At 48.1% G+C, this 22,291-nt stretch carries 20 protein-coding genes; 7 read left to right on the top strand and 13 right to left on the bottom strand.

The features are described from left to right. The first annotated feature begins 267 nt into the window (after nt 1–267). From F0P94_RS08860 to F0P94_RS08830, 7 genes are all read left to right on the top strand, one after another. Nucleotides 268–975, top strand: a complete 708-nt coding sequence (locus F0P94_RS08860; protein ID WP_150903527.1) for a VIT1/CCC1 transporter family protein — start codon at nt 268–270, stop codon at nt 973–975. Between the two features lie 225 nt (nt 976–1,200). Further along, the gene (locus F0P94_RS08855; RefSeq protein ID WP_150903526.1) at nt 1,201–1,557 is read left to right on the top strand and encodes a hypothetical protein; all 357 of its coding nucleotides are present in this window, start codon (nt 1,201–1,203) and stop codon (nt 1,555–1,557) included. Then, complete coding sequence (locus tag F0P94_RS08850; protein ID WP_150903525.1) at nt 1,547–1,771, top strand: hypothetical protein; 225 nt, start codon at nt 1,547–1,549, stop codon at nt 1,769–1,771. The genes F0P94_RS08855 and F0P94_RS08850 overlap by 11 nt, the downstream gene beginning before the upstream one ends. 154 nt (nt 1,772–1,925) lie before the next feature. Further along, nucleotides 1,926–3,326: a hypothetical protein gene (locus F0P94_RS08845; RefSeq protein ID WP_191906979.1), complete on the top strand. Its 1,401-nt coding sequence runs from the start codon at nt 1,926–1,928 to the stop codon at nt 3,324–3,326. A gap of 168 nt (nt 3,327–3,494) precedes the next feature. Then, the gene (locus F0P94_RS08840) at nt 3,495–4,058 is read left to right on the top strand and encodes a Crp/Fnr family transcriptional regulator (RefSeq protein ID WP_150903524.1); all 564 of its coding nucleotides are present in this window, start codon (nt 3,495–3,497) and stop codon (nt 4,056–4,058) included. 69 nt (nt 4,059–4,127) lie between these two features. After that, nucleotides 4,128–4,460: a DMT family transporter gene (locus tag F0P94_RS08835; protein ID WP_150903523.1), complete on the top strand. Its 333-nt coding sequence runs from the start codon at nt 4,128–4,130 to the stop codon at nt 4,458–4,460. Between the two features lie 180 nt (nt 4,461–4,640). After that, the gene (locus F0P94_RS08830) at nt 4,641–5,405 is read left to right on the top strand and encodes a class I SAM-dependent methyltransferase (RefSeq protein ID WP_150903522.1); all 765 of its coding nucleotides are present in this window, start codon (nt 4,641–4,643) and stop codon (nt 5,403–5,405) included. A gap of 93 nt (nt 5,406–5,498) precedes the next feature. Here F0P94_RS08830 and F0P94_RS08825 read toward each other — a convergent pair whose 3' ends face one another. The 13 genes from F0P94_RS08825 to F0P94_RS08765 all read right to left on the bottom strand — a co-directional run bounded on the left by F0P94_RS08825 (nt 5,499) and on the right by F0P94_RS08765 (nt 22,249). Further along, the gene (locus F0P94_RS08825; protein ID WP_150903521.1) at nt 5,499–7,016 is read right to left on the bottom strand and encodes a malate:quinone oxidoreductase; all 1,518 of its coding nucleotides are present in this window, start codon (nt 7,014–7,016) and stop codon (nt 5,499–5,501) included. Nucleotides 7,017–7,336: 320 nt separating this feature from the next. After that, nucleotides 7,337–9,058: a cell division protein FtsZ gene (ftsZ, locus tag F0P94_RS08820; protein WP_150903520.1), complete on the bottom strand. Its 1,722-nt coding sequence runs from the start codon at nt 9,056–9,058 to the stop codon at nt 7,337–7,339. Next, nucleotides 9,033–9,113, bottom strand: coding sequence for a hypothetical protein (locus F0P94_RS20030; protein ID WP_150903685.1), 81 nt, complete (start codon nt 9,111–9,113; stop codon nt 9,033–9,035). The genes ftsZ and F0P94_RS20030 overlap by 26 nt, the downstream gene beginning before the upstream one ends. Beyond that, nucleotides 9,082–10,413, bottom strand: coding sequence for a cell division protein FtsA (gene ftsA, locus F0P94_RS08810; protein WP_150903519.1), 1,332 nt, complete (start codon nt 10,411–10,413; stop codon nt 9,082–9,084). Before ftsA ends, F0P94_RS20030 begins: the two co-directional genes overlap by 32 nt. A gap of 9 nt (nt 10,414–10,422) precedes the next feature. After that, the gene (locus F0P94_RS08805) at nt 10,423–11,190 is read right to left on the bottom strand and encodes a cell division protein FtsQ/DivIB (protein ID WP_150903518.1); all 768 of its coding nucleotides are present in this window, start codon (nt 11,188–11,190) and stop codon (nt 10,423–10,425) included. A gap of 13 nt (nt 11,191–11,203) precedes the next feature. Beyond that, nucleotides 11,204–12,625, bottom strand: coding sequence for a UDP-N-acetylmuramate--L-alanine ligase (gene murC, locus F0P94_RS08800; RefSeq protein WP_150903517.1), 1,422 nt, complete (start codon nt 12,623–12,625; stop codon nt 11,204–11,206). Between the two features lie 341 nt (nt 12,626–12,966). Further along, nucleotides 12,967–14,076 carry an undecaprenyldiphospho-muramoylpentapeptide beta-N-acetylglucosaminyltransferase gene (gene murG, locus F0P94_RS08795; protein ID WP_150903516.1) on the bottom strand — a complete coding sequence of 370 codons (1,110 nt, stop codon included), beginning with the start codon at nt 14,074–14,076 and terminating at the stop codon, nt 12,967–12,969. Further along, nucleotides 14,069–15,250 carry an FtsW/RodA/SpoVE family cell cycle protein gene (locus F0P94_RS08790; protein WP_150903515.1) on the bottom strand — a complete coding sequence of 394 codons (1,182 nt, stop codon included), beginning with the start codon at nt 15,248–15,250 and terminating at the stop codon, nt 14,069–14,071. Before F0P94_RS08790 ends, murG begins: the two co-directional genes overlap by 8 nt. A gap of 99 nt (nt 15,251–15,349) precedes the next feature. Next, complete coding sequence (gene murD / locus F0P94_RS08785) at nt 15,350–16,696, bottom strand: UDP-N-acetylmuramoyl-L-alanine--D-glutamate ligase (protein ID WP_150903514.1); 1,347 nt, start codon at nt 16,694–16,696, stop codon at nt 15,350–15,352. A gap of 107 nt (nt 16,697–16,803) precedes the next feature. Continuing rightward, nucleotides 16,804–18,027 carry a phospho-N-acetylmuramoyl-pentapeptide-transferase gene (mraY, locus tag F0P94_RS08780; protein WP_150903513.1) on the bottom strand — a complete coding sequence of 408 codons (1,224 nt, stop codon included), beginning with the start codon at nt 18,025–18,027 and terminating at the stop codon, nt 16,804–16,806. Nucleotides 18,028–18,241: 214 nt separating this feature from the next. Next, nucleotides 18,242–19,717: a UDP-N-acetylmuramoyl-L-alanyl-D-glutamate--2,6-diaminopimelate ligase gene (locus tag F0P94_RS08775; RefSeq protein ID WP_150903512.1), complete on the bottom strand. Its 1,476-nt coding sequence runs from the start codon at nt 19,715–19,717 to the stop codon at nt 18,242–18,244. Then, a complete protein-coding gene (locus tag F0P94_RS08770) occupies nt 19,717–21,825 on the bottom strand; it encodes a penicillin-binding protein (protein WP_150903511.1) in 2,109 nt (702 codons plus the stop codon). The genes F0P94_RS08775 and F0P94_RS08770 overlap by 1 nt, the downstream gene beginning before the upstream one ends. Continuing rightward, nucleotides 21,815–22,249: an FtsL-like putative cell division protein gene (locus tag F0P94_RS08765; RefSeq protein WP_150903510.1), complete on the bottom strand. Its 435-nt coding sequence runs from the start codon at nt 22,247–22,249 to the stop codon at nt 21,815–21,817. Before F0P94_RS08765 ends, F0P94_RS08770 begins: the two co-directional genes overlap by 11 nt. Nucleotides 22,250–22,291 lie beyond the last annotated feature (42 nt).

The following is a 22,291-nucleotide window of genomic DNA, read 5'->3' as shown; positions in this document are numbered from 1 at the left end:
AATGGCCTTAAATCATGATTTTAGTTCTATTAGTTTTAAGTTCCTAGTAACACACCTAACCCCAATCCCCGCCAGCCTTATTGAACTGCGCGACGACCGAAAAAAACAAAGCTGGAAAGTAACCATCAAACCTATCCTGCTGACCAGACTTCCGACAACACAGGAACTATATCAAACCGTGAAACCATAGTTTTGCAATTTACTTTCGGCGCAAACCAGCCTGCAACCGCACTTTGAGTTGCCTTTCAATTTCCTAAAAACCAAACCATGGCAGAAGAAACGAACGACTATTTAGCCCCGCATTTTGTACAGCGCAGCAACTGGCTTCGGGCAGCCGTGCTGGGTGCCAACGACGGCATTTTATCTACTGCCAGTCTTGCCATTGGGGTGGCCGCCGCCAGCAGCACCCGCGATCCCATTGTACTAGCCACGGTGGCCGGTTTAGTAGCGGGCGCTTTGTCTATGGCGGCCGGCGAATACGTATCGGTCAGCTCGCAGGAAGATGTGGAAAAGGCCGATATTGCGCGGGAAAAGCAGGAATTAGCCGATATGCCCGAACTTGAACTGCAGCGCCTGGCGGAGATCTACGAGAAAAGAGGGCTTAAAAAAGAAACGGCCTTAACCGTAGCCAGAGAACTTACCCAGCACGATGCCTTAGGCAGCCACATGCGCGACGAGCTGGGCATGAATGAAATCACGCAGGCAAACCCCATTCAGGCAGCCCTGGCTTCGGGAGCTTCTTTTACCGTGGGAAGTTTGCTGCCCTTGCTGGTTACGCTCTTTCTGCCCGTTGCCAACATGGAGTATGCTTTATATTTCTTTGCGATCGTATTTCTAGCCGCCTTGGGTGCGCTGGCAGCTAAAACTGGCAGTTCCAGCATCCTGAAGGCCGTCCTGCGCATTACTTTCTGGGGCACGGCCGCAATGGGTTTAACGGCTTTGGTAGGCTATTTATTCGGCGTGAACGTAGGCTAATTTAAATCAGGGTTTGAGGTAATACATTCAGCGGGCACCGAACCGACGAAAGGAAAAAAGGTAGTGTTTTGGTTGGAAAAGACAACCCTGGTATAACCGCTCCTGAAACAAAACTGCTCAGCGCGAAAACCGGACCTGTACGGGTTCAATCAAACAAAAATTACCGGAAATTCACGAAGTGTAAACCCACTTTCCGGAAGACCTCAGGCAAGAACTCCCAAAGAAATGAAATTAGAAAATCGCCGACAAAAAGTTGTTCCTTTCCCGCACTTCTTAGTCCGGCTTGGGCGTTACGGCTTGTTCGCTTTTGGCCTGATCCTGATCTCAGTATCACTGGGCACCATCGGCTATCATCATTTCGGCAAAATTTCCTGGCTCGACAGTTTTCATATGGCCTGTATGATCCTGACCGGCATGGGACCGGTGGTGGAAATGACTACGCCTACTGCCAAAATATTTTCTTCCCTTTATGCCTTGTACAGCGGCGTAGCATTTTTGAGTATTACAGCCGTGTTTTTCACCCCCATCATTCACCGGCTTCTACACATCCTGCACGTAGAACAAACCGAAGATGAAAACTGACAATCTGCAGAAAAATAACTGGCAACCAGGCATTGCTGCAGGCGCCACTGACGAACAGGGCAGAACTTTTGAATGCAGCGCAGCTTTCGCATTGAATTTATATAGAGGACACGTGCAAATCGGCTTTACAAAAAACCTCTGTGGGAAGCTTCGAAAAGCAGAACTGCGGATCATGAAAGCACAGAAAAAAGGAAAGTTCGGAATGGGAGTTTAGCTTTGAGTGGTTTTTCAGGTGAAATGGTAGCGTTTTTGAGGTAGAAAAAGGTAGCTTATTCAGGATTAAGATCCCGGTAAGCTGAACATTTGGTTTCTGAAGCAGTTGTGTGTTGTGCGACCTGTTCAGGTAATTTACCTTAAACACAGAAACCATGAAAATACAGATCAATTCCCTGGTAGAACTGATGGCAGCTCTCAATAATGCCACTCCGGCGGCTTTGGAATTACAAACCTCAATACTTTGTCCTTACGCCATTACCTTACCCGCCGGCTTCAGTATAACAGGCACTGACAAAGACAAGTGTATTTTAAGTTTCAGCAGCAGCGACGGCCTTGGTCTTACCGCCAACAATGAGGTTGCTGATCTTACCATTCAAACCAATCCGAACAACCGGGCCATTTATTTGCTAAGCAACCAGGCCGATCTTGGAACCCTTACCCTGAAAAACCTTACAGTAACCGGGCAGGTTCAGATCTTAACCCGAGCGGGAACCAGCAAAACCGATCTTATTGCCGACAACATAGACATTGTGGCTTGTGATTCCCGCCGGTATTCGGAGCAGCCACAGAAGTATGGCGTAAATGTTTACCAGGGTGCGTTTACCGTTTACAATTATAACAGCGATACAGAAAGTGTAATCAATGCCACTTTAACCAACATTAGTCTGGGTCGTAAGGGTGCACCGGTAATTGGCTCCGGGTTATTTGTGTGCGGCTTTGGCGATCAGGGCGGTTGGGTAATTGCCGACAATATTACCACGGGAGCAATTTACTCCAACGGTATGTTGCCGTACGGCCAGCCCGATATGATCACGGCCGGCGTGTTTATAGTCAACGGAACCAAGGTAAAAAACATCACACATACTGGCGAAATAACTACCTATGGCGTTAACGATATGGTGCTGGATACGTGGGGAAAGGTGGAAAAATGGACGGCAGAAAAACCCATCACTTCTTATGGTCCGAGTGGGATCGGCTTTGTGAACTTCGGGGTTGTGGATGAATTTGAAGCGAAAGATAAGATTGAAACCTTTGGCTTAGGCGCACGCGGGTTTAATCAATACGACGGGACGGTTACCAAATCAACCTTTCATTCCCTGATTACGCATGGCAACGGCTCTATCGGGATGCAGGTAAGTAAACCGGTAGGGAGCATAACCGTTAAAAACGGAATTGTAACCCATGGCTCCAAAGGACAAACGCTGGTTAAAGGCGTAATCATGGAACTTCCGGCTGATGGAGTTAGCGTAAAACCGGGAGGTGAAATCAGGAAATTAACAATTTCCGGCGGTATTACCACGCACGGCGACGAGGTGCATTCTTTTAATGTGGAAGGTGGCCTGGTTCAGCAAGTGGAAATAAAAGGAATGGTGGAAGCCAATGGGAAAAATTCCGTTGCCGTGTCCGTTACGGATAATGGCCAGACACCATTAACCAATATATCCGCTGCTTCTAAACAAGGTATAGCAGTGCAGATCGACAAAGGCAAAATCACAGACCGAACAGGTTTGGATGCAAACGGCGCAAAGGGAAATATAGTAGAGAAAGAATAACGTTGCCAAACACAATCGCCCAAGGATCGGCTTGATGAAAGTCCGGCCGACGGACCTTGGAAAACATTTGCGCAGGTTCTGCCTTACTGCTTATTTTATATTCGTGAAAAAATCCCGTCCTTCGGCAAGTCGCAAAACGCAATGTGCTACGCAAGCAGGAGATAATAAATGCACCTAGATCAAATCCTCGATAAAATTCACCCGCTTCCCGGCACATCTAAAGCGATCCTCAAAGCAAGCATTACCGAGATCACCTTTCCCAAAGGCCATATTCTTTTAAGGGCCGATAAAGTTGAGCCGAACATCTATTTTATAAAAAAAGGAATTGCCCGCGCGTTTGCCAGCTTACCGGATACCGAAGTAACGTTCTGGTTTGGAAAGGAAGGCGATACCGTTATTTCCATGAAAAGCTACGTGGAAAACCAGAAGGGCTACGAAAGCATCGAGTTGCTGGAAGATTGCGTTTTATATGAATTACAGGCCGGTAACCTGCAAAAACTCTTTCTGGAAGACCTGCCCATTTCCAACTGGGGCCGGCGGTTTGCCGAACAGGAACTCATAAAAACGGAAGAACGACTCATTTCCCGGCAATTCCGCACCGCTTCCGAACGCTACCAGCAATTGCTCGACGAGCATCCGGACTTAATACAGCGGGTTCAGCTGGGGCATATTGCCTCTTACCTGGGAATAACCCGGGGCAGCTTAAGCCGGATCAGGGCGGAAATCAGGTAAAACGGCTGCATTTTTTCACATTTGAGAAATAATCTTTCAGCCATCTTCCGGACCTTTGCTTAAAAAAGTATGAACTGGATCATCCTGATAATTGCCGGCCTGTTTGAAGTAGCTTTTGCTTCCTGCTTGGGAAAAACGAAAGAAACTACCGGAAATGAAATGTATATGTGGTACGGCGGTTTTCTGGCTTGTTTAACCGTAAGCATGTTACTCCTGATGAAAGCCACCCAAACCTTACCGATCGGCACGGCCTATGCAGTCTGGACCGGAATTGGTGCCGTGGGTACCGCCATAATGGGAATTCTGGTGTTTAAAGACCCGGCCAGCTTCTGGCGGATCTTCTTTCTTTTTACCCTCATCGGCTCGATTATCGGGCTGAAAGCGGTGTCGCACGAAGCATAATCCAGACACAAGACCCCACGGCTGGTTTCTGCAATGTTTAATCTCCTCAGATAAAGGAAGCCTGAACGTTCAATAAAAAGTACATAAGTAAAAGGTAAAATTCCGGTAAGATCCCATGCAACCAAAGCAGATTTCGGCTTGTCTTAGTGGCAAAACCTTTCATGCAAAACCTAAATTTCAATGAAGATCTCGAACCCTGCATTTAATTATGAAACAGGCGGACAAACGTATTCCAATATCCGCCGAACCGACCCCAGAATTGCAGCATACGTAACCGAAGCTTTAGGCGAGGCCAAAACTATTTTGAACGTAGGCGCCGGAGCAGGTTCGTATGAGCCTGATAACCGGTATGTGGTGGCAGTAGAACCTTCGGCCATGATGCGGTCGCAACGGAAGAAAAACGGGAAAGTGCCGGCCTTAATCGGAACTGCCGATTCGCTGCCATTCGATGACAAGGCCTTTGATGCGGCCATGGCAATGGTTACGGTACACCATTGGCCCGATCTGCAAAAAGGCCTGAAGGAATTACGCCGCGTAACCACCGGTCCGGTCCTGGTCATGACCTTCGATCCGGATGCCCTGGATGAATTCTGGAACGTGAATTACTTCCCCGAGCTGATTGCCGTAGAAAGGCAGCGTTACCCGAAAATCGAAACAATAGTAAAAGCCCTGGGCGGAAATTGCGAAGTGAAACCCATTCCGGTTCCGCTGGATTGTGTCGATGGTTTTCAGGAAGCCTTTTACGGCCGGCCGGAAGCTTTTCTGGAAAGAGAGGTCCGGAAGTCGCAATCGGCCTGGGGCTTTTTACCGGAGGGCCTGGAAGAAAAACTGGTAAAAGCCTTAGCCGATGACCTGGAATCCGGTGCCTGGGATCAGAAATACGGCAACTACCGAACCCAGCCTTATTTTACCTGTGCTTTGCGGTTGATTGTTTCCCAACCGTAGGTTTAAAGCTGCATTTTTTCAAATAAAAAGTCTCTTTCCTTTACAGGAAGAGGCTTCTACTTTTTGGGTCACCAGGCTACCGTTTCAAGTAACCTACAACCTGGATGCTACCGGTTTCAGGCCAAGCACTTCGCTCGTAAAGGTTCTTACTTCTTCCAGCAATTGCGCATTCTTACCCAGATCCTGCCCATGCGAAGGAATCATTTGCCTGATCTTGTGCTGCCATTCTTCGGATCTATATTTTTCCGGAAAACAGCGCGCAACCAGGTTCAGCATAATGGCCACTGCCGTAGAAGCACCCGGCGAAGCGCCGAGCAAAGCAGCTAAGGAACCGTCTTTGGCGCTCACCACTTCCGTTCCGAATTCCAGGACCCCGCCCTGCTCCTCGTCTTTCTTAATGATCTGCACCCGCTGCCCGGCAATCTGCAAATCCCAGTCTTCCAGTTTGGCGTGGGGCACGAATTCCTGCAGCACGGCTAACCGGTCTTCCGGCGACTGCATGACCTGACTGATCAGGTAGCGGGTTAAAGGAATATTCCGGGCGCCGGCATATAGCATAGGCCGGAGGTTGTTCAGTTTTATGGAGGCCGGCAAATCGAAATAAGAACCGCTTTTGAGGAACTTGGTAGAGAAACCGGCATAAGGTCCGAAAAGTAACGCTCTCTTCCCGTTTATTACGCGGGTATCCAAATGCGGTACTGACATAGGCGGCGCTCCAACCGAAGCTTTGCCGTAAACTTTGGCCTGGTGCTTTTCAATAACTTCCGGATTGTTGCAAACCAGCCACTGGCCGCTTACCGGGAAACCGCCAAAGCCTTTTCCTTCCGGAATATCCGACTTTTCAAGCAAAGGCAAGGAACCGCCTCCGGCGCCAATGAACACAAACTTTGCCCGCACATTGTGCTTTTCGCCGGTAGCCAGATTTTTTACTCGCACGTTCCATCTTCCGTCCGGTTCCTGGCGAAGCTTGCGCACCTCCTGGCCAAAATGCAGGTTCACGCCGGTTGTACCTTTCAGGTAGTGGAACATGCAGCGGGTTAAGGTGCCAAAGTTTACGTCGGTGCCAATGCCCATGCAGGTGGCTGCCATTTTTTGAGAAGTGTCGCGGCCTTCCATCATGAGCGGGATCCATTTCTGCAGCTGCACCGGATCTTCGGAATATTCCATGTCTTTAAACAAATGGCATTGCGTAAGGGCCGCGTGCCGCTTACGTAAGAATTCCACGTTTCGCTCGCCCCACACAAAACTCATGTGCGGAATTTTGCGGATAAACGTATCGGGCAGTTTTAGAATATTATGCTGAATAAGGTAAGACCAGAACTGCTTCGATACTTCAAAGGACTCGGCAATTTTTACGGCTTTGGAAATCTCGATCGTGCCGTCCGGAAGTTCGGGCGTGTAATTGAGTTCGCAAAAGGCGGAATGGCCGGTTCCGGCATTGTTCCAGGCATCGGAACTTTCAGCGGCGGCCACGTCCAGGCGTTCGAATATTTCAATGGTGAGCTCGGGTTGCAGTTCTTTCAGCAAAACGCCCAGCGTAGCACTCATAATACCGGCCCCGATCAATACTACATCGGGTTCAGGCTGGAAGGGAATATTATTGTTGGTCATAAGTTTTCTGAATTTCGGTTGCAAGTAAGCTTGCTTAAAACCGCATTACGATAGTTCAGAAACTTTTGACGAAGAATTTGCGAATAGGTTGGCGTTTTGGTTAAAAATCAGGTTTCTGGATTCAATATCAGTAATGCTAAGTTGTAATACCGACTTCCATTAAATTAAAATTTCAGCAGGCTATAGCGCAAGCGTCCGCTTGTGCTATATCAAATAATGGAAGATGCTAAATTTGAGTGGAATAACACGTAAAAAAGTAAAAGCCTCTCCGAAACAATCCAGGGAGGCTTTTACTTTTTATGCTAAAACGGTACCGTTTATTAGTCTACATTATCGTGCAGGAAACGGTTGTCGCCTAGAATTTCGTTGTCGTCGTTCAGGCTGAAACGGGAGATGTTTCTTTCGTTGGAAGGCACTACTGTTTCCAGGGCCACGTTCCGGCGAAGGTAAGCAGGCACTTCCAGTTTCTCCTTGATGGCATCGTTGGAAATCTCAGAGCTCAACCGGCGAAGACGTTCGCGGCGCTGTCTCAGGGCTTCGCTTTCCAGGTGTAACAGGCGTTCGTTTTCCTCGAAGTTATCCATTGCCGGAACTGCGGGTGTGGCAGGCGCCTGGTATTGCGGCTGCGGGTAACCGGCCGGCAGTTCATGCTGAAATACTTCGTGACCAACACCCAGATCGAATACTACACGGGCAGGACTTTCCGGCATTTGCACCGGAGCAGGCTCCGGCTGATAGACCGCCTGCTGCGGCTGAGCAAACTGGTTATTCGGATGCTGCGGTTGCTGCGGCTGGTAAGATGGCTGTTGCGGGGTTACTGGTTGCGTTGGCTGTACATATTGCGGCTGTGGTTGCGGTAGGCGAACCGGTTCCGGAGCAGGTGCATTATAAGGGGCTGGTGTCGGAGCCGTAAATGCCGGCGCGGCAGGAGCAACTGGCTTGGCCGGCGCTTCCACTACCGGATTGAAATCGGTATTGAAAATATCTGGTTGGGCAGGAGCAGCTTGTTTAGCAGCTTCCTGATCCATTATTTTTTTTAAAGCGGACATTTGCATAATGCTGTTGCCTTCTCTGGCAAAGCCAGTAGCAATTACCGTAACGCGAATGCTCTGGCCTAATTCCGGATCGATGCCGTGACCGAAGATCACTTCTGCTTCTTCGCCGGCTTTGTCCTGGATGTATTCGGTAATTTCGGTCAGCTCGTCCATTTCCAGTTCGGCCTGGTCGCCGGACATGATGGAAAGAAGAATTTTCTGAGCGCCGTGAATATCGGTATTGTTCAGCAAAGGCGAAGAAAGGGCTTCTTCGGCGGCGCGAAGAGCGCGGTTCTCCCCTTCGGTAATAGCAGACCCCATTACGGCAGCGCCGGAGTCTTTCATTACCGTTTTCACATCTTCAAAGTCAACGTTAACTTCGGAGGTAACCGTAATAATTTCAGCAATACTTTTAGCGGCAGTGGTTAATACATTATCGGCTTTGGCGAAAGCGGCGCGGATCGGCAGGTTGCCGAAAATTTCGCGGAGCTTGTCGTTCAGAATTACCAGTACAGTATCGCAATTGTCGGAAAGTTCTTTAATTCCGTTATCGGCGGCAACACGCTTCTTACGTCCTTCGAACATGAAAGGCGCCGTTACGATACCAACCGTTAGAATATCGAGTTCTTTGGCAACTTTGGCAATTACCGGGGCGGCACCGGTTCCGGTTCCGCCACCCATACCCGCCGTAATGAATACCATCTTGGTGTCGGTACCCAGTAATTCGCGGATCTGTTCTTTGCTTTCGATTGCAGCTTGTTTACCTCTCTCCGGGTTGGCGCCTGCCCCTAAACCCTCCGTTAAATCAACCCCGATCTGCAGTTTGTTTGGTACCGTGCTGCTTTTTAAAGCTTGGGCATCGGTATTACAAACCACAAATTCCACATCCTTAATTCCTTGCCCGAACATGTGGTTAACCGCATTGCTGCCGCCGCCGCCCACTCCTATCACCTTAATGATGGATTTGTTCTGTGCCGGAACGTCAAATTTGTAAGAAGAAAAGGTCATAATGATTGCCGCTTATAGTATTATTAGTAATTCTGTTGTTTGTCGTCGAAGTCATCGATCAACAGGCCTTTGGTCCGGTCGATGATCTTCTTGAAGAAATCGCCGCCGCTGCTGGAACCCGAGATCTTGGCTGCCGGACGGTTTTCTTCGCGTCGCACGCTGTTCTCTTCTCTGGCTTCCATGTACCGGTTCATGCGGTCGTCCAGAGACTGGTAACCCGCCAGAACCAGGCCTACGGATGTAGCATAGGTCGGGCTTTTCACGGCGTCGATCTTGCTTTTGCCTAGGTGTTCGTTCGGGTAACCGATGCGGGCATCCATACCGGTCAGGTACTCGGCCAGCTGCACTAAATTCTGCAGTTGCGCACCACCACCCGTAATCACGATACCGGCTGCCAGATTATTTGCGTACCCAGACCGAACAATTTCTGAATAAACAAGTTCAATAATTTCTTCCATTCTTGCTTCTATAATATATGCAAGATTTTTCAAAGAAATTTCTTTCGGGGTCCGGTCACGAAGGCCAGGAATCGAAACGATCTCATTCTCAGAGGCTTCGTCGGCAATGGCTTTGCCAAACTTCACCTTAAGCGCTTCGGCCTGGTTCTGCATTACCATGCAGCCCTGCTTAATATCGGAAGTAATAATGTTACCGCCGAAAGGAAGAACAGCCGCGTGCCGGATGATATTATCCTTAAAGATAGCTAAATCTGTGGTTCCGCCACCAATATCTACCAACGCAACACCGGCTTCTTTTTCTTCTTCGCTTAAAACAGACATAGAAGAAGCAAGCGGCTCCAGGATCAGGTTCTCGATCTCGAGGCCGGCGCGGGTTACGCACTTGTTAATGTTGTTGATGGCATTGCTTTGCGCGGTAATGATGTGGAAGTTACCCTCCAGGCGCACGCCGCTCATCCCTACCGGATCCATAATGCCTTCTTCGTAATCCACTTTATAATCCTGTGGCATTACGTGAATAATCTCGGAACCCGGAGGCGTTACCAGCCGGTACATATCGTTGGTCAGACGGTTTACGTCTTCGATGGTGATCTCATTGTCTACAGTTGCGCGGGTGATGCTGCCGTTGTGCTGCAGGCTTTTAATGTGCTGCCCGGCAATGCCTACGTTCACTACGCCAATGTTTATGCCGGATTGCTCTTCCGCCTGAAGGATGGCTTTCTTAATGGCGTCTACGGTTTTGTCGATGTTGCTAACGATGCCCCTCACGACCCCTTCGGAATTCGCTTTACCCATACCGAGGATCTCCAGCTTTCCGTATTCGTTTTTGCGCCCAACCAATGCACAGATCTTGGTTGTTCCGATGTCGAGGCCTACTACTATTTTATCGTTTTGCATAGCTATATTTTATTCACAGATAATCTGATCATTGAATTCTATATTAACCCGTTTATACTTGTTCCACCCCATTTGCGGCAGCACGTGCTTATAAACGATCATCAGTTTTTTGAACTTCCGTTCGATGTCTTCCGGCAAGCCGAACTCGATAACCTGGTCGCCGACTTGCGGCATAAAGCTCACTTTGCCTTTCGCATCTATGTGCATTTGGGCCAGCTGGGCTTTCCAGAAGCTATCGTGGTCAATAAACTGCAACAAGGACAGGTAGGATTGACCTACCGAGTCCTGAAAAAAAGCGTTGTTCAGCGCTGGAGATTTTTCCGACTTGGTGATCGGAATTACGCGGGCGGTAAAACGTTCGGATAAGGGAAGGATGTTCCCTTCGTCGTCGATGTAAACGTCCTGATCGGACTCGGGCTGTATAATTCTTGCTATAGGCCTGTTCTGTTTTATGCTTACTCGTAAATTTCCTTTTAAATCGCGCGATACCTGGGCTTCCTTCACAAATTTGTGCGCGGTAATGCGCTGTTCAAGGTTCTTCAGGTTGATCTCGTTCCGGCGTAAACCGGTAATTTTCTCAGTTCCGCTTTTGGTAAGCAACTCCGTTACTTCCCTGTCGCTAATAAAGTAATTATTGTATTCATTTTCAATAGCAATGCTCACTTTATTTATTGTTTTCTGTTGCTGGCGCAAATCGGCAAAGTAAGCCAGAGCACCGAAAACCGCCACGCAACAGAGGGCAAAAATTAGCGATTTTATTTTACGGTTCAATGGCATTGCCAATGTTTTTTTACTTTTTTTCTAAAATATTTTTTATTGGCGTTACCAAAGTATCGATATCGCCTGCACCTACCGTAGCCAACACATCGAAGCTATTTTCGGATTGCAAATTTAGCAATACTTCTTCTTTGGTTTGCAAAGATTTTCGTGAACTCGTGATTTTTTTCAGGATAATTTCGGAAGTAATTCCGGGGATCGGTTTTTCGCGCGCCGGATAGATATCGAGCAGCACTACTTCGTCGGCCGGGCTCAGGCTTTGCGCAAAACCATCGGCAAAATCGCGGGTGCGGGTAAACAGGTGCGGCTGAAAAATAAGCTTGATCTTTTTCCCCGGATAAAGCGCTTTCAATGATCTCACAAACGCCTCAATCTCAGTGGGATGATGCGCATAATCATCGATGTAGACTTTTTCACCAGTTTCAGCTACGAATTCGAAACGTCGTTTTACGCCCTTGTAATGCTTTACCCCTTCCCGGAGCGCGCTTTCGTTTACGTCCAATAACAAACAAGCCTGCAGGGCGGCCAGCATGTTTTCCACATTGTGAAAACCCGGCACCGGCAATTTCAGGTTAGCAATATTTTTTCCCGGACCTTCGAAATTAAATTCAAACGTGTGGCCCTGCACGGTAATGTTACCTGCCTGCAGCTCGCCTTTGTTTAAAGAATAAGTAATAACATTCACCGAGGGATCGATCTTCTCGGTCAGGCGCGGGTCGGTGTTGCTGTTGAGAATGAGCGTGCCGCCGGGCTTTATCTGGAAAATAAAATCCTGAAAGGAATGAATAAGGTGATCTTTGTCGCCGTAAATGTCGAGGTGGTCGGCATCGGAGGAAGTAACAATGGCAATGTCCGGGTGCAGCGTGAGGAAAGAACGGTCGTATTCATCGGCTTCTACCACTACAATGGGTTTGCCATTCTTCTTCGCATCGCCCAGGAGTAAATTCGAATTCAGGTTTACCGAAATACCCCCTAAAAAGGCCGCGCAACTTACCCCGGCATCTTTAAGCAAATGCGCGATCATGGCGGAAGTACTGGTTTTGCCGTGCGTGCCGGCAACGGCCACCGTGTAGGCATCAGCCGTGATCACACCCAAAACTTCGGAACGTTTTTTAATGGTATAGCCTTCGCGGCGGAAAAAATTCAGTTCAGCATGATCCTGCGGAACAGCCGGCGTAAGCACCACCAAGGTTTCGGCTTTGTTTTCCAGAACTTCCTTCGGGATCAGGTTCACATCATCTTCGTAATGAATATTTACGCCTTCGGAAGTTAAGGCTTTGGTTAGCGGCGTTTCGGTTTTATCGTAGCCCCAAACCGGTTTGCCATTCGCCCGGAACCAACGCGCAATCGCACTCATGCCAATACCGCCAATTCCTAAGAAGTAGATGTATTTGTAATTCGTTGTTCGTTGTTGGTTGTTAGTTGTTGGTTCCATGTTTTTTTCAATTGTTCGAATGTTCGAATTTTCGAATGTTCGAATTTTCGAAGATTTAAATGTGTAACTTACTTTTTATGCCGAAAGCAATAGCGTATTTTATCAAGAGCTACTTTAATAAAAGTTTTGTCATGTTGAGCGTCAGCGAAACAACTCGTCGGCTCACAGCAGTACCGTTTTTTCTAAGATTTCTACTGAGAGCCAACGAGTTCCTTCACTATCGCTCAGGATGACAGATATAAAAGCTGCAGTACGGTTGTTGGTGAAAACACCAACAACGGCAAGTTTTAATTTCAACTTCTATTTCAAAAATCGAAAATTCGAACCTCGAACATTCGAACTTACAATAACTTAATCAGTTCGTTTACAATTTCGGCGGTGGCTCCCGGTTTGCTCATGCTTAACACATTCGTGCTTAGTTCCTGTAGTTTCGCTTCGTTCTTCAACAGAGCAAAAGCTTCGGGGTAGAGTTTGGTATTTGCTTCCGAATCCTTTACCAGTACGGCGGCACTTTTTTGCACCAGGGCCATAGCATTTTTAGTCTGGTGGTCTTCGGCTACGTTCGGGGAAGGCACTAAAATGGCAGGCTTTCCGGCGAGGCAGAGTTCAGAAATAGACAAAGCACCGGCGCGGGAAATTACCAGATCAGAAGCGGCATAAGCCAGGTCCATGGTCTTTATGAAGTCGAAAACGCGAACGCCTTTTTCTGACAATTCAGCGCTTTTTTCCTGAGCGGTTTGATGGTACGTTTTTCCGGTTTGCCAGATCAGTTGATACCCTTCCGCTACCAGTTGGTTCAGGCTTTGCGCGGTGCTTTCGTTTAGCGTTCGGGCGCCGAGGCTGCCGCCAATTACCAGAATGGTTTTCTTGTTTGGCTGCAGGTTGAAGTGTGAAAGCGCTATGAAGCGTTTAGTATTGCAGCCGATAATGTCGCTTCGCACCGGGTTTCCGGTAAGCACAATTTTATCGGCCGGAAAATACTTCTCCATGCCTTCGTAAGCCACGCAAATTTTCCGAACCCGTTTAGCTAAAAGTTTATTGGTAATACCGGCATGGGAATTTTGTTCCTGAATTAAGGCCGGAATTTTTTTGGAAGTTGCCGCAAACAAAACCGGCGCGCTCGCATATCCTCCTACCCCAACCACGGCATCGGGCTTAAAGTCTTCGATGATCTTTTTAGCGGCGGAAATACTGCTCAGCACCTTAAACGGAAAACTTAAATTCTGAAGCGTGAGCTTGCGCTGCAAACCGGCAATGTTGAGGCCCACAATTTTGTAACCGGCTTCCGGCACGCGGGTCATTTCCATGCGGCCGTTCGCGCCCACAAATAAAATTTCAGCGTTTGGGTAAACCACTTTAAACTGGTTTGCGATGGCCACAGCCGGAAAAATATGTCCGCCGGTGCCGCCGCCGCTGATGATGATCCGGTATTTTTTATTCTGCTCAGGCATTGACTAATACATTTTCGGCGGCCGGTTTTATTTTCGGTTTGGTGTTTTCTTTGGTAAAAGGCGGCTCCATTTCGTTCCGGCTCACAGATAAAATAATACCCATGGAAATACCGGTAAAGATCAGGGAAGTACCACCCATACTTAATAGCGGCAGGGGCAAACCGGTGATCGGACCGAGCCCTACGGCTACGCCCATGTTGATCATGGCCTGGATGACGAGACTGAAACTTAGCCCCGCCGAAAGCAAGCCGCCGAATGCGCCTGAACTTCGGGCTACCACAATCATGCCGCGGTAGAGAAAAGCCAGGTATAAAAACAGAATTACTACGCCGCCCACAATACCGTATTCTTCAATGATAATGGCATAAATAAAGTCGGAGTACGGGTGCGGCAGGAAGTTACGTTGGTCGGAGTTGCCCGGACCTTTGCCCACTACGCCGCCGGTTGCAATGGCAATGTAAGATTGCTCAAGCTGAAAAGGCACTTCGTCTTTATCCATGAACTTCTCGATCCGGCTGATTGCCGTGCCCATCCGTTGCCCGACGGCCAGGGCCACGCTTCCGAAGATCGCGCCCACAATGATCAGCATGCCAATGTATTTCATGGGAACGCGACCGATAAACATTAACAGCAGACAGGTAGCAAACAGCAACAAGCCGGAAGAAATGTTACTCAGCATGATCAGGCCGCAAATGCCGCCGCACCACAACAGGATCGGGATCAGAGTTTCCTTTACCGCATCGATGTTCATTTGTCGCTTGGAAAGCATACTGGCCAGGTGCGAAATAAGGGCAAGTTTCGCTAAGTCGGAAGGCTGGAATGTCTGGTTGATAAGCGGAATTCGGATCCAGCGCGAAGCATCGTTCAGGTTGGAACCGAATTTCCAGGCAAACAGCAGCAAGGGCACCGATAAGCACAAAGCCAGCAATGAAAGCTTCGAGTAATATTTGTAGTTGATCTTATGCGCAAACCACATAAAAATGAGGCCCACGAAGATCAGACTGCTATGCTTGAAAAGAAAATACTCGGTATTGCCGCTCATTTTTTTGTACGCCAGCGTGCCGGTAGCCGAATACACTACCAGGATACTGATAAGCGAGAACGCAATGATGATGCCCCATAAGATCGGGTCACCTTTCAGGTTCTCCTGCAGCCATAACTTTGCCTTTTCCATACTTTAAAAGAGTTAAAAGTTATGAGTTAAAAGTTATGAGTTGAGATTTAAAAGGCTATGCTGAAACCTAAAAAACTTTAAACTCATAACTTTTAACTCTTAACTATATTTTAATGCTATTTCCCGCACGGCTTCCATGAAGCGGTGGCCGCGGTGCTCGTAATTATTGAATAAATCGAAACTGGCGCAAGCCGGAGAAAGCAATACCACGTCGCCGGCGGTTGCCAGGTCTTTTGCCATCTGCACCGCTTCTTCCACTCGTTGCGTTTCCCGGATTTCCGGAACAATGCCGCCGAAAGAAGTTTTGAGTTTCTCGTTGTCTTTGCCCAAACAAATGAGCGCTTTAATTTTTTCTTTGGCGAAGGGTTTCAGGGTTTCATAATCGTTGCCCTTGTCCACGCCGCCGGCAATCCAGACGATGGGCTGTTTAATTCCTTCGAGCGCAAACCATACCGCTTCCACGTTCGTGGCTTTGGAATCGTTGATGTACAGTACACCATCCGCTTCGCCGATCTTTTGCAGGCGATGCTCCGCATTTTCGAAGGTTGCTAATGCAGCTTCAATTTGTGCTTCGGTTAAACCTAACAGCTTAGCCACCGAAACGGCTGCTAACGAATTGTACTGGTTGTGCTTGCCGATCAGAGGGGAGTTTTCGGTGGAAACAGTAGCGTTTCCGGGCGCAAAACCCAGCACCATTTTATTCCCTTCGAACCAGGCTTTAGCATGCTCGCGTTTTTCGAGCGCAAATGGTATGGTTTGGCCGGCAAAAGCTGCCGGTTTGAAGTACTGAAAAATCAGCGGGTCTTCCTGGTTGTAAATAAAGTAATCTTCCGAAGTCTGGTTTTGCGTGAGCCGAAGTTTGGAAAGCGCGTAGTTTTCCATGCTGTAATTGTAGCGATCCAGGTGGTCGGGCGTGATGTTGAGCAGCACCGCAATGTCAGCTTTGAAACTGTACATGCCGTCGAGCTGAAAGCTGCTTAGTTCCAGTACATAATAATCGTAGGTATCTTCAATTACTTTTTCCGCCAGACTTTCACCGATGTTTCCCGCCAGGCCTACATTCAGCCCCGCACTTTTAAGCAGGTGATAAGTAAGCAGCGTGGTAGTGGTTTTTCCGTTCGTTCCGGAAATGCAAATGAACTTCGCTTTGCTGTAGCGGCCGGCAAATTCGATCTCAGAAATCACCGGAATCTGGCGGGCATAAGCCTCCTGCACCAAAGGTGCTTTCTCCGGAATGCCCGGACTTTTAATGATCTCGTTGGCATCCAGAATCCGGCTTTCGGTATGCTGACCTTCTTCGTAAGGAATACCCGCCTGCTGCAGCTTGAACTTGTATTCGCCTTTGATCTCGCCTTTATCAGAAACGAAAACATCGTAGCCTCTGGCTTTCGCCAGCAAGGCCGCCCCTACCCCACTTTCCCCGGAACCTAAGATTGCTATTTTCATTCTTTAAATTACTAATTGTTAATTTCTGATTGTTGATTGTTTTTTTCTTTTAATGCTGATCAAATAAAAATCAATTAACAATCAGCAATTAACAATCAACAATTCATTTACCGTAGCTTTAAAGTGGCCAGCGTCAAAATGGCCAGCATAATGCCTACAATCCAGAAGCGGTTTACAATCTTCGATTCGTGGTAACCGAGTTTCTGGTAGTGGTGGTGCAGCGGGCTCATTTTGAAGATTCTTCTACCTTCGCCGTATTTCTTTTTGGTGTATTTAAAGTAGCTTACCTGCAGCATTACCGATAAATTTTCGATCAGGAAAATACCGCACAGCACCGGAATTAAAAGTTCTTTCCGAAGGATCAAAGCCAGCACTGCAATGATACCGCCGATGGACAAGCTGCCGGTATCGCCCATGAAAACCTGGGCCGGATAAGAGTTATACCAGAGAAAACCGACGCATGCTCCCACGAAAGCGGTACAGAAAATCACCAGCTCTCCGGTATTTGGTATGAACATGATGTTCAGGTAATCGGCAAAAATGGAGTTACCCGAAACCCAGGCGAAAATAGCTAAGGTAATACCAATAATGGCGGAAGTTCCTGCTGCCAATCCGTCGATACCGTCCGTAATGTTGGCGCCGTTGGAAACGGCCGTGATGATGATAATTACTAACGGGATGTATAGGAAACGGGCATAAGAACCTAGTACCGGCGAAGCAAAGCTGAAGAATTTGTAATAGTCTAATTCGTTGTTTTTGGCAAACGGAATGGTGGTTACCATTTTCCGGACGTCTTCATAAGAAGTAGAACCGGCGGCGTGAAAAATAGCCGTTCCTTTTTCGGTGAAATACTGACGAACCGTAACATCTTCGCTGAAGAAAAGCGTGCACCCCACGATCAATCCCAAACCGATCTGCCCTACTACTTTGAACTTCCCTGCCAACCCTTCTTTATTCTTGCGGAACACTTTAATGTAGTCGTCCAGAAAACCGATGCAGCCGAGCCAGATGGTAGAAATCAGCATCAGGATGATGTAGGTATTATGCAACTTGGCAAAAAGTAAAGTTGGGATCAGGATTGCTGCCAGGATAATAAAACCACCCATAGTAGGCGTACCTTTCTTTTCCAATTGTCCCTCCAAACCGAGGTCCCGGATGCTTTCGCCAACCTGCAACCTGCGCAACACTTCAATAAGTCTTCCACCAAAAATCATCGCGATCAACAGGGAAACCAGCGTAGCTAACCCGGCCCGGAAGGAGATGTATTGAAAAACGCCAACACCGGGGATGTTGTAGTTTTTATCTAAATAGTCAAAAAGGTAATAAAGCATTTTGGTTCAATTGTAATTTCGATTGTTCGAACGTTCGATATTCGATTGTTCGATTTTTTTTATTTCTATTTAGTTTTTTCTGGGTAGTTTCTAACCCTATTTCTCTTAATTTTCTCAGTTAAAAATTCAAATATTCTTGTCGGAAATTCGAACCTCGAAAATTCGATTAATATTCTTTCGAACAGTCGAATATCGAACAATCGAACAATCGAAATCACTTTCCCATTAGCGCAAACATTTCGCGGAGCACTTGTTTGTCGTCGAAGGGAGAGCGCTGGCCTTTTACTTCCTGGTAGGTTTCGTGGCCTTTGCCGGCAACCAGAATAATGTCGTTGGCATCGGCTAAAGCGATGGCGGTTTTTATGGCTTCGCGGCGGTCTACAATGGAAAGCGTTTTTTTCAGGTCGGTTGGTTTTACGCCCTGCTGCATCTGGTTCAGGATTTCCTGCGGTTCTTCGTCGCGCGGATTATCGGAAGTCAGCACAATGCGGTCGGAGAATTTGCAGGCGATATCAGCCATTACCGGACGCTTAGCGGCATCGCGGTTTCCGCCGCAACCAACCACGGTAATTACTTTCTGTTCCGGTTTTCTTATTTGCTGAATGGTGCTCAAAACATTTTCCAGGGCATCGGGGGTATGTGCGTAATCGACAATGCCCGTAATGTGAGAATTGGAGATCAGATAATCGAAACGCCCGGCAGCGGATGTAAGATTCGAAAGTACCGTTAAAACTTCCGTTTTATCTTCACCCAATAAAACCGCCGCCCCATAAACCGCCAGAATATTATAAGCATTGAAAGTACCGATGAGGCGGAATAAAATTTCGTGGCCGTCAATTTCCAGATGCAAGCCCTGAATGGAATTATCGAGCAGGCGCGCCTTGAATTCGGTGGCTTTCCTTAAGGAATATTCGTGTTTTTCGGCTTTGCTATTTTGCAGCATCACCGCGCCGCGTTTGTCGTCGGCGTTAATCAAGGCGAATGCTTTTTTCGGCAGGTTATCGAAGAAGCCTTTTTTTGCCTTAATGTATTCGTCGAAGGTGCCGTGGTAATCTAAATGATCGTGCGTGATATTGGTAAAAATGCCGCCTTTAAATTCCAGACCGGTTACGCGGTGCTGCACCACGGCGTGCGAACTTACTTCCATGAAGCAGTGCGTGCAGCCGGCTTTCACCATATCAGCCAAAAGCTGGTTCAGGGAAATGGCATCGGGCGTAGTGTGCGTGGCCGGAATTACCGTTTCGTTTATCTGGTTCTGGACCGTAGAAAGCAAGCCTACTGAATATCCGAGTTCGCGGAAAAGTTTGTGCAGCAGCGTTACGCAGGTGGTTTTACCGTTGGTGCCGGTTACGCCTACGAGTTTCAGTTTCCTGGATGGTTCCCCGTGGAAAACGGAGGCCATTAAACCCATTGCCGCCGCGCTGCTTTTTACCTGAATAAGGGTAGCATTTTCGGCCAGTTTTTCAGCGTTTTCCGGTAGCGTTTCGCAAATAATTGCCGAAGCTCCGGCTGCAATCGCTTTCGGAATAAAGTTATGCCCGTCGGCCTGCACGCCGCGCAAGGCAAAGAAAGCCACACCCGGCGTCGCTTTGCGGGAATCCATGGTGAGGCTTTGAATTTCGGTTCCGGCGTTGCCGAGCACCTGAATTACTTCCGTATTCCCTTTTATTAATTCTGATAGCTTTGGCATTAGCTTAAGACTATAGTAATTACACTTCCTTTTTGAATAGGCGCACCCGCCGGTAAACTCTGGCTTTGTACCCTTCCGCTGCTACCAATCCGGCGCACTTTAATTCCCTGGTTATTCAGCAAATACAAGGCATCGCGAACGGTCATGCCGGTAACGTCCGGAATCTGGTTCGTCTCAATTTTATTTGGTTTCCAGAGGTAAGAACGGCTTTGCGAATCGGCTTTCACCCAGTCAAAATCTTCCATTCCCGGAACGCCCGGATGGTGGCTGATACCGAGCTTGTTGCAGATAAGCGTGAGTTCTTCCTGACTGCCGGCTTTAACCATGGGCAGTTGTTTCTTGTCCGGAATAATGCGCTCCGACATTGGTTTGTGAATGGCCAGATCGCGGGCGTAGGCTTTATCGGCAAGTTCGCGGAAAACCGGAGCCGCCACGTCGCCGCCGTACTGGGCTGCAGCTTTCGGGCTATCGATAATTACAATGCAGGAATACTTCGGATTATCGGCCGGGAAATAACCCACAAAAGACGTGGAATAAGTTTTAATGTACTGGCCGTTTTTGATCTTCCGCGATGTACCGGTTTTGCCGGCCACTTTGTAGTTTACGTTTTTCACGTGCTTACCCGTTCCGCGCTCCACTACGGTTTCCATCATCTGCCGGAGCTTCTTCACGGTTTCGTCGGAGCATATCTTTTCGTTCAGGATCTTTGCTTCGTAAACGGCTATCGTTTTATCGGCTTTGCGGGTTTCTTTTACAATGATCGGCTGCACTTTTACCCCGTTATTGGCAATGGCGTTAAAAAGCGCCAGCGTATGGATCGGGGCAATTTTCAACTCGTAACCAATGCTCATCCGGGAAAGTGTGGTGCGGCTCCAGCTCCGGTCCGAAGGTTTTTTAATGTAAGGCCTTGCTTCACCGGCCATCTGGAAACCGAGCGTAGAATTCAGCCCGAACCTCTGAAGGTAATCCACAAACTTTTGCGGGTCGTTGCCGAACTGATTCTCGATAAGCATGGCAATGCCTACGTTCGACGATTTGCCGAACACGTCTTCCACCGTAATCTTGCCATAGCCGCCTTGTTTCGAGTCCGTCATGGAAACCCCGCCGAAGCTTTTCTTGCCGTTGCCGGTGTCCACGGTATCGGTCAGCTGGATATTCGAATCTTCGAGCAAAGCCATCATGGAAGCCAATTTGAACGTAGACCCCGGTTCGGTAAGACCCTGGTTGGCAACCGCGTAGTTGTAGTTTTCCAGGTAAGCGCCTTCGGCGAATTTTCCGAGGTTGGCAATGGCTTTAATTTCGCCGGTCTTTACTTCCATCAAAACCACGCAACCGTATTCGGCGTTGTGCGCCACCAGGGCTTTGTTCAGCGCATTTTCGGCAACGTCCTGCAGGTTAATATCGATGGTGGTTTTAATGTCGTAACCCGGCATCGGTTTTACTTCCGAACCGTCGTAAACCGGTTTATTACCGCCGGCCATGCGTTCAAACAGGGCTTCGCCGTCTTTACCGGCCAGCTGACTGTTGTAAGTGTATTCCAGACCGGCGCCGTTTTTATCTTCGTTTATAAAACCGATGGTCCGTTGCGCCAACATGCCGAAAGGACGAAAGCGCTTGTCTACTTTCTCGAAAATTACGCCGCCTTTGTTTTTACCGGCCCGGAAAATAGGCCAGCGCGCCATCATCTTTTTGTCCTGGTAATTGATCTGACGGTTATTCAGCCTTACGTAATGACGACCGGAAATACGCGCATTTTTGATCTTGCGGCGGTACTCCTGCTCCGGTTTGTCTTTGTAAAAACGCGCCAGCAAATACGCCAACGAATCGATACCTTCGTTAAAAAGCTTGTCGTCGCTGATCGAGGGATCGAAGGCCACGCGGTAAAAAGGCAGCGAAGTGGCCAGAATACTTTCGTTATCGGAGTAAATGTTGCCGCGGGTAGCAAAAACCGGCTGATACACAAACCGTTTTTCCCGCTGGATCTCCTTCCACTTGGAGCCTTCGGCAAACTGAATGTTGGCCACTTTAAAAATAATGGCGAAGGCAAAAAGCGCGACGGCTAAAAAAGCCACCCGCACGCGCGTGAGAATGGATTTCTTAATATTCATCTTTGCTTACAATTACCTGGTACGGGGGTGTTTTACTTTCTTCCAGACCGAGCGGCTGCACGTGCTTAGCTACTTCCGATTGCTTGCTGGCTTCCATGTAATCGGATTTCAGCGTGGTATAATCGGCTCTTAAGTCTTCGGTTTCGGATTTGGTGCGGTCTATTTTGCGGATGGTTTTTTCGGCGTAATGCGTATTACCGATGTAGAAAAGGGCAATGAGCATGCCGTACAAAACGTAAGGCAAATACTTTACAGGGAGGCCGTCTTTAAAGAAGGCATCCATTTTAGTGTATCGCTCCAGCAAATGAAAAATGCTGGTACCTTTTGGCCGCGGCGCTTCTTCCACCTTCGGCTTAGGCACCGGGCGCATGGTATTGGCGCGCGAAGCCGCTTTCGGTTTAGGTTTTAAAGTATTCGTAGCCATTTTATTCGATTGTCCGAATTTTCGATTGTTCGAATTTTCGAT

This window comes from Adhaeribacter soli, assembly GCF_008727925.1.
Taxonomy (GTDB): domain Bacteria; phylum Bacteroidota; class Bacteroidia; order Cytophagales; family Hymenobacteraceae; genus Adhaeribacter_A; species Adhaeribacter_A soli.
This window is presented reverse-complemented; position numbering and strand designations above follow the sequence as displayed.